General features: G+C 69.3%; 12 protein-coding genes. 8 read left to right on the top strand and 4 right to left on the bottom strand.

Annotated features, from left to right (window positions below; translation table 11 throughout):
* Positions 1 to 9: 9 nt before the first annotated feature.
* The 7 genes from O3I_RS30840 (at position 10) to O3I_RS46875 (ending at position 7305) form a co-directional block, all read left to right on the top strand.
* A complete protein-coding gene (locus O3I_RS30840; RefSeq protein ID WP_029895853.1) occupies positions 10 to 459 on the top strand; it encodes a GNAT family N-acetyltransferase in 450 nt (149 codons plus the stop codon).
* Positions 460 to 602: 143 nt separating this feature from the next.
* Positions 603 to 2615, top strand: a complete 2013-nt coding sequence (locus O3I_RS30835; RefSeq protein ID WP_041564598.1) for a magnesium chelatase subunit D family protein — start codon at positions 603 to 605, stop codon at positions 2613 to 2615.
* 137 nt (positions 2616 to 2752) lie between these two features.
* Entirely contained in the window at positions 2753 to 3367 is a 615-nt protein-coding gene (gene cobO / locus O3I_RS30830; protein WP_014986941.1) for a cob(I)yrinic acid a,c-diamide adenosyltransferase, read from the top strand.
* Positions 3368 to 3626: 259 nt separating this feature from the next.
* Entirely contained in the window at positions 3627 to 5495 is a 1869-nt protein-coding gene (locus O3I_RS46575) for a cobyrinate a,c-diamide synthase (RefSeq protein ID WP_014986940.1), read from the top strand.
* Between the two features lie 576 nt (positions 5496 to 6071).
* On the top strand, positions 6072 to 6446 hold the full coding sequence (locus O3I_RS30815) for a cobalamin biosynthesis protein (RefSeq protein ID WP_041564595.1): 375 nt from the start codon (positions 6072 to 6074) through the stop codon (positions 6444 to 6446).
* 155 nt (positions 6447 to 6601) lie between these two features.
* The gene (locus O3I_RS30810; protein ID WP_202804889.1) at positions 6602 to 6994 is read left to right on the top strand and encodes a VOC family protein; all 393 of its coding nucleotides are present in this window, start codon (positions 6602 to 6604) and stop codon (positions 6992 to 6994) included.
* Between the two features lie 188 nt (positions 6995 to 7182).
* Positions 7183 to 7305 (top strand): hypothetical protein, encoded by a 123-nt coding sequence (locus tag O3I_RS46875; protein ID WP_272944276.1) that lies wholly within the window; start codon positions 7183 to 7185, stop codon positions 7303 to 7305.
* 53 nt (positions 7306 to 7358) lie between these two features.
* On the opposite strand, the gene O3I_RS30805 is transcribed toward O3I_RS46875, so the two are convergent.
* Positions 7359 to 8456 (bottom strand): hypothetical protein, encoded by a 1098-nt coding sequence (locus tag O3I_RS30805; protein WP_041562975.1) that lies wholly within the window; start codon positions 8454 to 8456, stop codon positions 7359 to 7361.
* An 8-nt stretch (positions 8457 to 8464) separates the two neighbouring features.
* The gene (locus O3I_RS30800; RefSeq protein ID WP_014986936.1) at positions 8465 to 9595 is read right to left on the bottom strand and encodes a phosphotransferase family protein; all 1131 of its coding nucleotides are present in this window, start codon (positions 9593 to 9595) and stop codon (positions 8465 to 8467) included.
* A 402-nt stretch (positions 9596 to 9997) separates the two neighbouring features.
* Here O3I_RS30800 and O3I_RS30795 point away from each other — a divergent pair, with 402 nt between their 5' ends.
* Positions 9998 to 11386 (top strand): hypothetical protein, encoded by a 1389-nt coding sequence (locus O3I_RS30795; RefSeq protein ID WP_014986935.1) that lies wholly within the window; start codon positions 9998 to 10000, stop codon positions 11384 to 11386.
* Between the two features lie 11 nt (positions 11387 to 11397).
* On the opposite strand, the gene O3I_RS30790 is transcribed toward O3I_RS30795, so the two are convergent.
* Together O3I_RS30790 and O3I_RS30785 are read right to left on the bottom strand one after the other, a co-directional pair.
* Entirely contained in the window at positions 11398 to 12357 is a 960-nt protein-coding gene (locus O3I_RS30790; protein WP_014986934.1) for an isopenicillin N synthase family dioxygenase, read from the bottom strand.
* On the bottom strand, positions 12354 to 12800 hold the full coding sequence (locus tag O3I_RS30785; protein ID WP_041564594.1) for a nucleoside deaminase: 447 nt from the start codon (positions 12798 to 12800) through the stop codon (positions 12354 to 12356). The genes O3I_RS30790 and O3I_RS30785 overlap by 4 nt, the downstream gene beginning before the upstream one ends.
* Positions 12801 to 12841: the final 41 nt, after the last annotated feature.

Genomic DNA, 12841 nt, shown 5'->3' with positions numbered 1-12841 from the left:
CAACAGGCGATGATGTCAACGGTTGCTCTCAAACGGTCCTGGGCGTTGGATCTCGACACCGCCATCCTCTATCAGCTGTTGAAACTCCGGGTAGAAGTCTTCGTCGTCGAACAGAAGTGCGCGTACCCGGAGTTGGACGGCCTCGACCTGCTGCCGGAGACCAGGCACTTCTGGCTCGATGACGAGGGCGAGGTCATCGCGACCCTGCGTTTGCTGGAGGAACACGTCGACGGTGTGAAGACGTTCCGCATCGGCCGCCTCTGCACCGCGGTGCCGGCTCGCGGCCACGGCTACACCACTCGCCTGCTGCAGGCGGCGCTGGCCGAGGTCGGCTCGGCGACGGTGCGCTTGAGCGCGCAGACCTACCTGGTCGACATGTACGCCAAGCACGGATTCAAGCCGGACGGCGAGGAATTCGAAGAGGACGGCATCCCGCACCTGCCGATGCGCAAGGGCTAGACCCCATCGAGGCGAGTCGTTCGACTCGCCTCGATCTCTTTCCGGCCGCCGCGGCGTGGGCCAGCGTCGGCGGCGCGGGGTGGCGGGCCTAGAGTTGGGGCGTGTCGTTGTCCCATGCCGAAAGACTGTCGTCGCCCGGGTCGCTGACCGGGTCGTCCACCGACGGGGAGGCCGGGTTCCCGTTTTCGGCCGTGGTCGGTCAAGAGCGGTTACAGCTCGCGTTGATCCTGTGCGCGGTGCACCCCGGCATCGGCGGTGTGCTGGTGCGCGGCGAGAAGGGCACCGCGAAATCGACCGTCGTCCGGGCGCTCGCGCAGCTGCTGCCGCCGGTGGTGGACGAGACCGGCGCACGGCCCGCGCGGCTGGTGGAGCTGCCGGTCGGCGCCACCGAGGACCGCGTGGTGGGTTCGCTGGATCTGGAGCGGGTGCTGCGCGACGGCGAACAGGCCTTCCGGCCCGGCCTGCTGGCGGCCGCGCACCACGGCGTGCTCTACGTGGACGAGGTCAACCTGCTGCACGACCACCTGGTCGACGTGCTGCTCGACGCCGCGGCCATGGGCCGGGTACACATCGAGCGCGACGGCGTCTCGCATTCGCATCCGGCCCGATTCGTGCTCGTCGGCACGATGAACCCGGAGGAGGGCGAGCTGCGTCCGCAGCTGCTCGACCGGTTCGGGCTCACCGTCGACGTGGCCGCCTCCCGGAACGTGGACGTGCGGATGGCCGTGGTGCGCCGGCGACTGGACTACGAAGCCGACCCGGCCGGTTTTGCCGCGAGCTACGCCGCCGCGGATCGCGCTGTCGCCGAACGCATCCTGGGCGCGCGCGACCGGGTGGCCGGTGTGCGCCTCGACGACACCGAGCTGCGCCGGATCGCCGCGCTGTGCGCCGCTTTCGACGTCGACGGGATGCGGGCCGACCTGGTGGTGGCGCGTACCGCGACCGCCCACGCCGCGTGGCGCGGGGCCGACGTCGTGACCGAAGAAGACGTGCGGGTCGCCGCGGAACTCGCGCTGCCGCACCGTCGCCGGCGCGATCCGTTCGACGAACCGGGAATCAGCGAAGAGCAGCTCGACGACGCGATGCGCGACGCCGCCGACGAGGTGGCGCGCGACGACGCGGAACAATCGGTCACCGAAGACGAAACATCCAGTGCTGGTGACGAGTTCGAGTCCGGTGACGCTCTGCCTGATGCGGGTGATCCGCCCCGCGACGAATCCGGCACGGAGGCAACGGAAACCACGGCGAGCGACGAGTCGACGGACCCCGACGATGATCCCGGCTCGCCGCCGGACGGTCCCGGTGGTGGGCGGCCGGCCCGCGAAGGCCGTACCGGCGCACCGGTTTCCGCCGCAGCGTCGCCGCCGCGCTGGGAGGTGCCCGGTATCGGTGAAGGCGCGCCCGGTCGCCGCTCGCGCGCGGAATCCCGGCACGGCCGGGTCGTGCGGCCCAGCTCGGACACCGGCACCGGTCTGCACCTGCTCGGCACCGTCTTCGCCGCCGCGCCGCATCAGCACGCCCGCGGGCGCGGCGACGGGCCGCTGAAACTGGTCGCCGAGGATCTGCGGGGCGCGTATCGCGAAGGGCGCGAAGGGAATCTGGTCGTTTTCGTGGTCGACGCGTCCGGGTCGATGGCGGCCAGGGACCGGTTGTCCGCCGTCACCGGCGCGGTCGTGACATTGCTCCGGGACGCGTATCAGCGGCGCGACAAGGTCGCCGTGATCACCGTGCGCGGCCAGGACGCCGAACTGGTGCTGCCGCCGACCTCGTCCGTCGATATCGCGGTCCGGCGGTTGTCCGGGATGCGCACCGGCGGCAAGACGCCGCTGGCCGCCGGCTTGCTCAAAGCACGCGAGATCGTTCAGCGCGAACGGGTCCGCGACCCGCGCCGCCGCCCGATGCTGGTGCTGCTCACCGACGGTCGCGCCACCGGCGGGGCCGATCCGCTGCCGCGTGCCCGGACCGCGGCCGCGCTGCTCGCGCAGGACGGCGTCACCTCGATCGTCGTCGACTGCGAACGCGGCATGATCCGGCTCGGGCTGGCCGCGGAACTCGCCCGCGAACTGCGCGGCGGATACCTGAGACTGGCTGAGCTGACCGGGGATTCGGTCGCCGACATCGTGCGTGCCGGGTCCGCGGGGGCGCGTGCCGCTTGACCGGCGGTGCGGACGTGTCTGCCGCAACGAGACGAGTGGTTCTGGCCGCGACCGCGTTCCCGGTCCCCGGCCGGGGCACCGGGTACCTGTGCTGAACCGGCGGCTCAACGACGAGCCGTGACTGACAAGGAGATTCGATGCCCAAAGGTGTTCCGGAGACCGTGCCCGAAGACGGGCTCACCACGCGGCAGCGGCGCAACCAGCCCGTGCTGGCCGTGCACACCGGGCCGGGCAAGGGCAAGTCGACCGCGGCGTTCGGCATGGCCCTGCGCGCCTGGAACCAGGGTTTCGACGTCGCCGTGTTCCAGTTCGTGAAAAGCGCCAAATGGAAAGTGGGGGAGGAGGCCGCCTTTCGTACCCTCGGCACCCTGCACGAGCAGACCGGCGCCGGCGGTCCCGTCGAATGGCACAAGATGGGTGAAGGCTGGTCGTGGACCCGCAAACAGGGCACCGACGAAGATCACGCCGCGGCCGCGCTGGCCGGCTGGCACGAGATCGCCCGTCGGCTGCAAGCCGAACAGCACCGCTTCTACGTGCTCGACGAATTCACCTACCCACTCAAATGGGGCTGGGTCGACCTCGATGAGGTCGTCGAAACCCTGCGCACCCGCCCGGGCAACCAGCACGTCGTCATCACCGGGCGCGACGCACCCCCGGCCCTGCTCGACGCCGCCGACCTGGTCACCGAGATGACCAAGGTCAAGCATCCGATGGACGCGGGCCGCAAGGGTCAGCGCGGCATCGAATGGTGAGTTCGTCGAGGGGGAACTGGTGGCGGCAAAGCCCGAGTGGGTGCCGCCGTCAGTTCCCCCTCGGTGAGCGGGCGGCCCGTGGGGGCGCTGCCGGAGCGGGGGCGCTCGTGGTATCGGTGCGCGGGATGCGTTGTGCGCGAAGGGGTTCCGTTTCGGATGCCGAGAGTCTGCGGTTCTTCGGCGCTGCGGGCGTCGTGTGCGACGGTCTGGGGACTCGACTCGGGCCACCTGCTGTCGCCGGCTTGGGGTGGGGGCGCTGATGGCCGGCGTGCCCGCGGTGGTGATCGCCGCTCCTGCCTCGGGAAGCGGGAAGACGACGGTCGCGACCGGGTTGATCGGTGCGCTGGGGCGGGCCGGGCATCGGGTCGCGCCGTTCAAGGTGGGGCCCGATTACATCGATCCCGGATACCACGGGTTGGCGGCAGGACGTCCCGGACGCAACCTCGATCCGGTGCTGGTCGGCGCGGAACGCGTGGTGCCGCTGTATCGGCACGGCTCCCTCGGATGTGACCTCGCGGTGGTCGAAGGGGTGATGGGGCTGTTCGACGGCCGCATCGATGAACACCACGCGGCCCCGGTCGCCGAAGGATCCACCGCGCAGGTCGCCGGATTGCTCGGTGCGCCGGTGGTATTGGTCGTCGACGCGCGCGGGCACAGTCAAAGCCTGGCCGCCCTGCTGCACGGCTTCGCGACCTTCGACAGCGGAATCCGGCTCGGCGGCGTGATTTTGAACCGCGTCGGCAGCGAACGCCACGACCAGGTGCTGCGCGCCGCCTGCGATCGCGTCGGCCTCCCGGTGCTCGGCTCGCTCCCACGAATGGCCGAATTGGAGGTGCCCTCGAGGCATCTCGGCCTGATCCCCGCCGTCGAACACGGCTCCGCCGCCACCGCCGCGGTAGCGGCCATGACGGATCTCGTTGCCGCCCACCTAGACCTGCGCGCCATAGCGGCGCTGGCCCGCTCGACCGTCGCGGGCGCGACCTGGGATCCCGAGACAGTCGTGGAGGAGGCACGTGGCGCCTTCGTCGTCGGTGAGGGCGGGCGGCCTGTCCACGTCAGCACGCATCATGGTGCCGGTGGCGACGGTGTTCGACTGGGCGGCGAGGTTGCCTGCGGTGCTGTGGTCGGGAGTCGTGGGGTAGGAGATGACGGTGGTCGTGGAGAGGACGGCGCAGTCCCAAACGGCAGTGCCACCGAGGGCGGCGGTCGTGGTGAAGGTTCGGCCGTATCCGGTGGTGATGGTGTCGGTGGCGACGGTGTTCGACTGGGCGGCGAGGTTGCCTGTGGTGGCGGAGTAGGAGATGACGGTGGTCGTGGGGGAGACGGCGTTGCGCTGGGTGGCGGCGCTGGGCGCGAGGATGTTCGCGGGGGCGGCAGCGCTGTTCGAAACGGGAGCGAAGCCGGGCGCGGTGGTGGTCGTGCAGGAGGCGCGGTAGGCGACGGTGACCGTCGGGGCAGTGGCGGGCCGGTGAACAGGGGTGGTGCTGTTGGTGCGGGGGCGGGGCCGGTGATCGCGATGGCGGGGGGTGCGGCGTTCACGTTCGGGTATGCGGAGCATCGTGAGTTGTTGAGTGCGGCGGGGGCGCAGGTGCGGGTGTTCGATCCGTTGCGGGACGAACTGCCCACCGGGACGGCCGGATTGGTGCTGCCCGGTGGGTTCCCCGAGGAGCATGCGGCCGAGCTGGCCGCGAATACGAGCCTGCTCGCGGCGGTGCGGTCGCTCGCCGCACAAGGTCTGCCGGTACATGCGGAATGCGCGGGCCTGCTGTACCTCACGCGCTCCCTGGACGGTCACCCCATGGCGGGCGTGGTCGCCGCCGACGCCGAATTCGGACCACGCCTGACCCTCGGCTACCGAGACGCCGTGGCACTCACCGACTCCGCGCTGTGGCGGGCAGGCGAACGAGTACGCGGCCACGAATTCCACCGCACCCGCCTGACCACCTCGAACACCACCGCCCCGGCCTGGGGTTGGCGCGGCAGCGACGGAGCCCGCGCCATGGAAGGCGCCCTCGTCCACCGAGTCCACGCCTCCTACCTGCACACCCACCCCGCCGGAAACCCTGAAGCGACAGCACGTTTCGTCGCCGCCGCAGCGGAATTCGCGAGTTCTCGTGTCGGTCGCTGACGGCGGGAGCGCACTTCCGCGGCCACGATGTGCGCCGCCGTACTTGCTCGGCGGGGAGCGGCCGTGACGGCGTCCGCGTCATGGAAGGCGTTCTCGTCCACCACGTCGACGGCTCCTACCTCCACACCTGCCGCAATGGAAGCCCCTCAGCGACAACCCGTTTCGACGCAGTCGCAGCGGAATTCGCAAGTTCTCGTGCCGGTCGCTGGGCCGAGTGTGTTCATCCGCAGTCGCAGCAGTGTGGGCCGCCTGTACGTGCTCGGCGGGGAGCGGTAGTGACGGCGTCCGCGTCATGGAAGGGGCTCTCGTCCACAATGTCGTCGGCTCCTCTCTACACATCCATCTCGCCGGAAACCCTGAAGCTACAACCGGTTTCGTCGCGGCCGCAGTCGAATTCGCGAGTTCTCGTGTCGGTCGCTGACGTACTGCAGGCGCGGTGTGGGGCGACTGCTCTGGATGGCCAGGGAGCGGCCGGGATGGAGGTCCGCGCTGTGACGCGGAGTGTGGTCGTCCGCGGTCACGCTGTCGGTCGCGGGCTCGGGCTTGGTGGGGCGCAGGCCGGAAGGCGCGCGGCGGATGGGTGAGCTTGTCGTCGGGCTCGGGGTGCGGCCGGGTACCTCTGCTGAGCGCATCGTGCGGGTGGTGCGGGAAGTGGTGGGGGAGAGTGCGATCAAGTGTTTGGCGACGATCGATCGGCGGGCGATGGAGTCCGGGATGCAGGGGGCGGCGGTGGAGTTGGCGGTGCCGGTGCAGGCGTACACCGCTGGTGAACTGGCCGAAGTGACTGTGCCGAAACCTGATTCGCGAACAGCCGCGGCAGTTGGCACCCCGAGCGTCGCCGAAGCGGCAGCCCTCCTCGCCTCCGCGGGCGGCCCCCTCGTAGTCCCGAAGTGCGTAGTCGACGGCGTAGTCGTTGCGGTCGCCGAGTGCGTTGGAGATCCGGGGTTGTAGCGGAGCGGCGCCCCGTGCCTCGAGCCTGGAGGCGGCCCCCGTTGCCTGGTTCCCGCACTGGTTCTGCGTTCTCGCACTCGCTGTGGCGTGGCACAGGGGGTGCGGGAGGACGGAAAAGGTGCGGGAAGTCGGAGCGGGTGCGGCACGATGGCGGGGTGGATGTGCGAGGGATCGATAATGTGCTGGTTCCGGTGGGGGACCTGGCCGCCGCGGTCGAGTTCTACGGCAGCAGGTTAGGGCTGTCCGTGAGGTTCACGGTGCCGGAGCGCGGGATCGCCCTGTTCGGCGTCGCGGCTCAGACGCCCGGCATCATGGCGCAGCTGGACCCGGCCGCGGGGCAGGGGACCGCACCGGCAATGCGGGTGTGGTTGGAGGTGCCGGACGCGCGCGCCGCCGCGGCGGAACTCGAAGGACACGGTGTCGAAATACGCACCGCGCCCTTCGAAGTCGCGACTGGCTGGAGTGTGGAACTAGCCGACCCCTGGGGCAACGTGATCGGCCTGACCGACTACGTCAAACGCCCCGACCTGGCCCGCCCCACGCCCTGAGCCCCACCGCACTTCCTGCGCCGTCGGGTAGTGCCCACCGCGCTTGTCATGCTGGTCGGGTCGTGCCTGCCACGCGTGTCGTGCCGTGGCCGCCGGGTTCTATCCACCCGCGCTAGTCGTGCTGGTCGGGTAGTGGCCCACCGCGCTGGCTGTCCTGGTCAGGTTGTGCCTGTCCTGCCGGTCGGGTTGTGCCCATCGCGCCTGCCGTGCCGGTCGCCGTGGCCCCGCCGGACCGCGGCCCCATGGGCGAGGTCGCCGCCGCGCCGTTACGACTGCGGCACGACGGCACGGCGACAACGGTTTTGGCGTGACACGAGGTGCGTCGTGTGCGGACCGGCACGATCGCGCAAGGTGCAGCGTCGACCTACGGGGCGACGGAGCTCCAGTCGGCGAAGCCGGTGGGGTCGTGGCGGCCCATGCTGGCGTGTTCGAACAGGCCCCAGCCTTCGGCGCCGTTGCAGCGGGCGTGGGCGACGTGGTCGATGACGCCGTAGGGGGCGCGGGCGACGATGGCGGGGTCGGTGAGGTCGTAGCGGCTGGACAGGGACCAGTCGCGGCCTTTCCACTGACCGTGCAGCCAGTCCGGGTCGCCGCCGTAACCGCAGCCGACGTGCAGGGGCACGTTGGTGCCGGTGGTCACCTCGATCTCCAGCGGCTTGCCGTCGGGGGTGGTCAGTTCGAGCCGGGCGCCCACGGGATGCCTTGTGCCGGAACGGTAGTCGATGGAGATGCGGGGCCAGCCGAGCTGCTCGACGCGCCCCTCCGGCCAGACCCGGACCGCGTCGTTGAGCGTGCGGGTGCCGTCCGGCTCTTCCTGCACGATCACCACGACGGCGAAGTCGTCGAAGCGCAGCGGGACGTACATCCACCAGAAACCGCCGGACGGTTCGCTCGCCGCCCGTCCCGGCGGCTCGGATTCGCCGACCGGCCGGATGCCCCACGACCGGTCCCTGGTGCCGGTCCACACCGCCGGATCGACGGCGATGTCTTCCCCGTCGACGTGCAGGGTTCCCGCCCAGGAACCGACCTGCGCGAACCGGCTGGCCTGGATGATCGGCCGGTTGCCGTTCAGGATCAGGTGCGGCTGCTCCTGCACGGTGGGGAAGGCGCCTTCCCAGGTGAGGTCGAAGGACAGTTCGTCGTGCTCGCACACCACCCGGATCCGTTGCAGTGGTTCGACCACCTCGATCCGGTAGCCGCCGACGCGTTGTTCCAGGCTGCGTTCCTCGAGCGCGTCGGAGAAGCGCACGGTGCGCTGGATGTCGCCGCGGCGGACGCAGGCGTAGGCGTCGGTCACCCCGAGGTTCGGGTACACGCCGAACCCGGTGATGAAGAAGGTGCCGCCGTCACGGTTGTGTCCGTTGAGGTAGCTGCGGTCGTAGAAGTTTCGGTCGGAACTCGCCACCCGGGCCAGCGACAGCGCGGTCTGGTGAATCGGGTACTCGTCCAAGGGAACTGGCATGGTTTATCTCAATCCCATTCGTAGGTTCCATCGAGCAGGCGTTCCAGGCTCGCTCGATGCATCACATAGTCGTCCCGGTCGGGAGTGTCGGTGTCCTCGCCGAAGTGGATCATCCGGCGCTTGACCCGGGCCATCACGATGCCGTGGCGCAGCGCCGCGTAGACGATGTGCCAATCCAGGTCGCGCACCGTATGTCCGGTCAGCTCTTCGTATTTCGCGACCACGTCGGCCCGGCGCAAAAAGTCGGGCAGTCCCGGCTGTTCGAAGCGGGTGGCGATGTCCTGGAAGAACCGGTGGATGAAGATCACCCACGCGACGTCGAGTTCGCGCGGCCCCAATGCGGCCATCTCCCAGTCCAGTACCGCCGCGGGCCGGAATTCGTCGAAGATGATGTTGCCGGGCCGCGCGTCGCCCCAGCTGAGTACGTCGAGTCCGGGATCGCTCGGCCAGTTCGCTTCGAGCCAGTCGAAAGTGCGCTCGAGCAAAGGGATCTCGAATCCGTCGTCCGCCAACGCCCAGCGATACCACGCCTTCTGCGCCTCGACGTGCCGGCGCAGGGACTGTCCCGCGCCGCGCAGGGCGGGGAAACGCAGGGCCGGGTCCGGGATCTCGTGGACTTTCGCGATCACCTCGACGGTGTTCGCGGTGAGCTGGGCCCGCTGCTCGGGGGTGGCGTCGAACAGCCAGCCGACGAACACATACGGCGGATTGTCCGTCGGCACCCGCCCGTCTACTCGCTTCATCACGAAAAACGGTGCGCCGAGCGGCTCTTCGTCTTCTTCGAGCCAGCACAGGCCGGGTACGGGCACGGTGGTGTGCTCGGCGACGCCGGACATCACCCGGTACTGGGTGGCCAGATCGTAGGTCTCGAACACCGGAAAGGACCCGGCTTCCGGCGCCATGCGCGCGACGAACGAGCCGCGCTCGTGCCTGCCGTCGACACTCCATTCGGCGTCGAACAGAATGGTCGTACTGGACATGCCACCGGCCTGCGGGCGGGAGAGACCGGAGACCCGCGGCGGATGATCGGCGGAGACTTTCGAATCCAGCCAGCGCGCGAGATCCTCGGCGAGCACCTCCAGGTCGCGTTCGCTGACGGTCAGTTGCTGCCGCTGGGCGGGATCCGGATCATCGGCCATCGTTGTCCTCCTGACACCATGAAGCGGGGCCGCGTGTCTGAACGCAGCCCACATCGACGGCGGGTGCGCCGCGATACGCGACAGTAACGCGTTCCAGTCGGCTCGCGGGCGGAAAACGATCGAGGTCGGTGAACCCGCTCACTGGCCGGAACCGGCCCTTGACATGCGAGTACTCCGGCCGTCGGGTGGCGCCGCCGCACCCGCTCGCGGCGGGGCCGGGGCACAGACCGTGGGGTGCCGTACCGGCCGAGAGACGGTAATGGTGTAGCCAGCACGTACGACTTCGACGGCTACCACGTACGACTTCCTACCGAGGAAAAGACGGGGGATTTCCTGGAGGTCCGCGTACCGGGTGGCTCGATACCGTTCGCTCACTGTGCATGTTTCGGAGGAGGGGCAGCTGTGAGCGCGGCGAGTACGCAGTCGATCGAACGAGAGATCACCGAGGGTCCCGGTGTCGAGGATCCCGCGTCGGCGAGGTGGAATTCGCTGACGCGCATCGCATTCCGGTTCTGCTTCACCTACTTCGGCCTGTTCTGCGTGATCTTCCCGCAGTTCCTGTTCGTCTACACCGGGATCTTCTGGGACAAGTTCCCGCAGAACGCGATCAACGGACTGCTGTATCCGCTGAGCCCGGTGTGGAATTGGGCCGGCCGGACCGTCTTCGGGGTGGACGCCGAACTGGACTTGTATTCGGGCAGCGGCGATCAGGCGATCATCTGGATCTTTGTGTTCTGCATCCTGATTGTGGCGCTGGTGGCCACAACGGTGTGGACCGTGCTGGATCGGCATCGGCCGGACTATCGGCGTCTGAACGCCTGGTTCCTGCTGTTCCTGCGGCTGTGCCTGGGCGGCCAGATGCTTTTCTACGGAATGGCGAAGGTCATTCCCACGCAGATGCCGGAGCCGCCGCTGGTGGCGTTGCTCTCGCAGTACGGTGATTTCACGCCCGCCGCGGTGCTGTGGATGCAGGTCGGTTCCGCGCCGGTCTACCAAATCCTGCTGGGCAGCGCGGAAGTGCTCGGCGGCCTGCTGCTGTTCTGGCCGCGGACCGCGACGATCGGCGCGATGATCAGTCTGATCAGCATGGCGCAGGTGTTCATCCTGAACATGACCTTCGATGTGCCGGTGAAGATCCTGTCGGGGCACCTGCTGCTGATCTCGCTGGTGCTGCTCGCGCCGCAGGCGCGTCGGCTCGCCGATGTGCTTGTCCTGCAACGGCCGTCGCAGCCGGCCGTGCAGCCGGAGCCGTTCCGCGGCAGGCGTGCTCGGGCGATCGCGGTGGTGGTCCAGATCGCGTTGGGCCTGTGGGTGCTGGCAGGGACCGTGCACGAAACGTGGTTCTTCTGGAACGAGGGCGGCGGTGGTGCGGCCGAGCCTGCGCTGTACGGCATCTGGTCGGTGTCGGAGTTCACCCAGGACGGCCAGCCGCTCCCGCCGTTGACCACGGACCAGAATCGGTGGCAGCGCGTGGTTTTCGATCTGTCCGGCATGGCGTACCAGAAGATGGACGGCAGTCTGGTGCCCGTGGTCGGCGCGGTCGACCCGGCGGCACACACGATCACCGTGTCGGACACGGCTTCCCAGACGCTGCCGGGACATATCGCGGAGGCGCAACCGACTCAGATCGGCACGTTCACCTTCACCCAGCCCACGCCGGATCGCTTACGGCTGGAGGGTGAGTTCAACGGTCACCGGGTAACGGTCGCCCTTGAGCAGGTGGACCTGAACTCCTTCAAACTGCGCAGCACACCGTTCAAATGGGTCCAGGACCAGCCGCGCTTCAGTTGATAACGCCGGGCTCAGCCGAGGGTGATGGCATCCAGGCGGGTGCGCAGGAATTCGGCCGACACCACCGGCGGCAAGCCGGTGGTGCGCCCGATCGGCGGGGGCAGGGGCGTGACGACCGCATCATGGTCGAGTTCGTAGAAGTAGATGAGCGACACCAGGTCTTCCTCCGGCGCGTGCGCCTGCGGCGGCAGCACTCGATGCCGGCCCGACGGCCAGCGGTCCGCACTCCAATAGGCAAGCAGGTCACCGATGTTCACAGTGAGGGCGGCGGGGTCGTACGGTGCGTCGGCCCAGCCTGCCGCCGCGGTGTAGACCTGAAGTCCGCCCGCGCCGGGCTCGCGGTCCAGCACGGTGACGGTGCCGAAGTCGGTGTGCGGGCCGATGCGGAACTGACCGGGTTCGGGCGGGCCGACCGCCGTCAGCGGCGGATAGTGATTGATGTTGCAGGTCCAGGTGGGTCGCGCGGCCAGATCTCGAAACGGGTTGGCGGGCAAGCGCAATGCCGCCGCGAACAAGGCGAGCAACTCGTCGGACAGGATGCGCACCGCCGCGGTGTAGGCCGTCAGCAGTTCCCGCAGTTCGACCACCTCGTCCGGCCAGACATTGGGCAGGAACCAGACGTCGTCGACGCGCGGATCGCCGGTCGCGGTATCCGCGCCGACCGCGAAGGTTTCCTTGAGATCGGGTGGCGTCGCCGTGCCTTCCGCGTAGCCGTTGGCCTCTCTGCCCGGTCCGATCCAGCCGCGACCGCCGACCGTCACGGCGTAGCGCTGCTTCACCGCGTCCGGCAGTGCGAAGAAGCACCGCGCGGCGGCACGCACCGCCCCGGCCAGGCCTTCGGGCACGCCGTGCCCGTAGACCAGCAGGAATCCGGCGCGACGCAACCCCTCGTCCACTTCGCGCTCCACTTCGGCGGCGGCCGCGCCGCCGGCCCGCCAGCGCGCCAGGTCGATCGCCGCGATGGCGTTCATGTCGCCGCTGCCTCGTCGGCGACGCCGATGTCCTCGTGCCAGAGCGCCGGATACTCGGCAATGAACGTGGTCATCATCTCGACGCATCGTGCGTCGTCGAGCACGGTCACCGCGACGCCGTGCTCGGCCAGCCAGTCGTGGCCGCCGTGGAAGGTCTGCGATTCGCCGATGATCACCGTGCCGATGCCGAACTGACGGACCAGACCACTGCAATACCAGCACGGCGACAACGTGGTGACCATGATCGTCGGGCCGTAGTCACGCCTGCGGCCCGCGGCCCGGAACGCGTCGGTTTCGGCGTGGATGCTGGGGTCGCCGGACTGCACGCGCCGATTGTGCCCGCGGCCCAGCAGGGTGCCGTCCGCGTCGAACAGCGCCGCCCCGATCGGGACACCGCCCTCGGCGCGGCCGAGCAGCGCCTCCTGATAGGCCACCTCGAGCAGTTGTCGTGCCGGTGTCGCGTGCGTCATGGTTCCAGCCTCCA

Source organism: Nocardia brasiliensis ATCC 700358, from assembly GCF_000250675.2.
Taxonomy (GTDB): domain Bacteria; phylum Actinomycetota; class Actinomycetes; order Mycobacteriales; family Mycobacteriaceae; genus Nocardia; species Nocardia brasiliensis_B.
Note: the sequence above shows the minus strand (reverse complement) of the source record. Positions and strands in the feature narration are given on the sequence as shown.

What these genes read in the sequence shown, in the direction of transcription:
- O3I_RS30840 (WP_029895853.1), top strand. Translation starts at nt 10, where the DNA reads ATGATGTCAACGGTTGCTCTCAAACGGTCCTGGGCGTTGGATCTCGAC.
- cobO (WP_014986941.1), top strand. Translation starts at nt 2,753, where the DNA reads ATGCCCAAAGGTGTTCCGGAGACCGTGCCCGAAGACGGGCTCACCACG.
- O3I_RS46575 (WP_014986940.1), top strand. Translation starts at nt 3,627, where the DNA reads ATGGCCGGCGTGCCCGCGGTGGTGATCGCCGCTCCTGCCTCGGGAAGC.
- O3I_RS30815 (WP_041564595.1), top strand. Translation starts at nt 6,072, where the DNA reads ATGGGTGAGCTTGTCGTCGGGCTCGGGGTGCGGCCGGGTACCTCTGCT.
- O3I_RS30805 (WP_041562975.1), bottom strand. Translation starts at nt 8,456, where the DNA reads ATGCCAGTTCCCTTGGACGAGTACCCGATTCACCAGACCGCGCTGTCG.
- O3I_RS30800 (WP_014986936.1), bottom strand. Translation starts at nt 9,595, where the DNA reads ATGGCCGATGATCCGGATCCCGCCCAGCGGCAGCAACTGACCGTCAGC.
- O3I_RS30790 (WP_014986934.1), bottom strand. Translation starts at nt 12,357, where the DNA reads ATGAACGCCATCGCGGCGATCGACCTGGCGCGCTGGCGGGCCGGCGGC.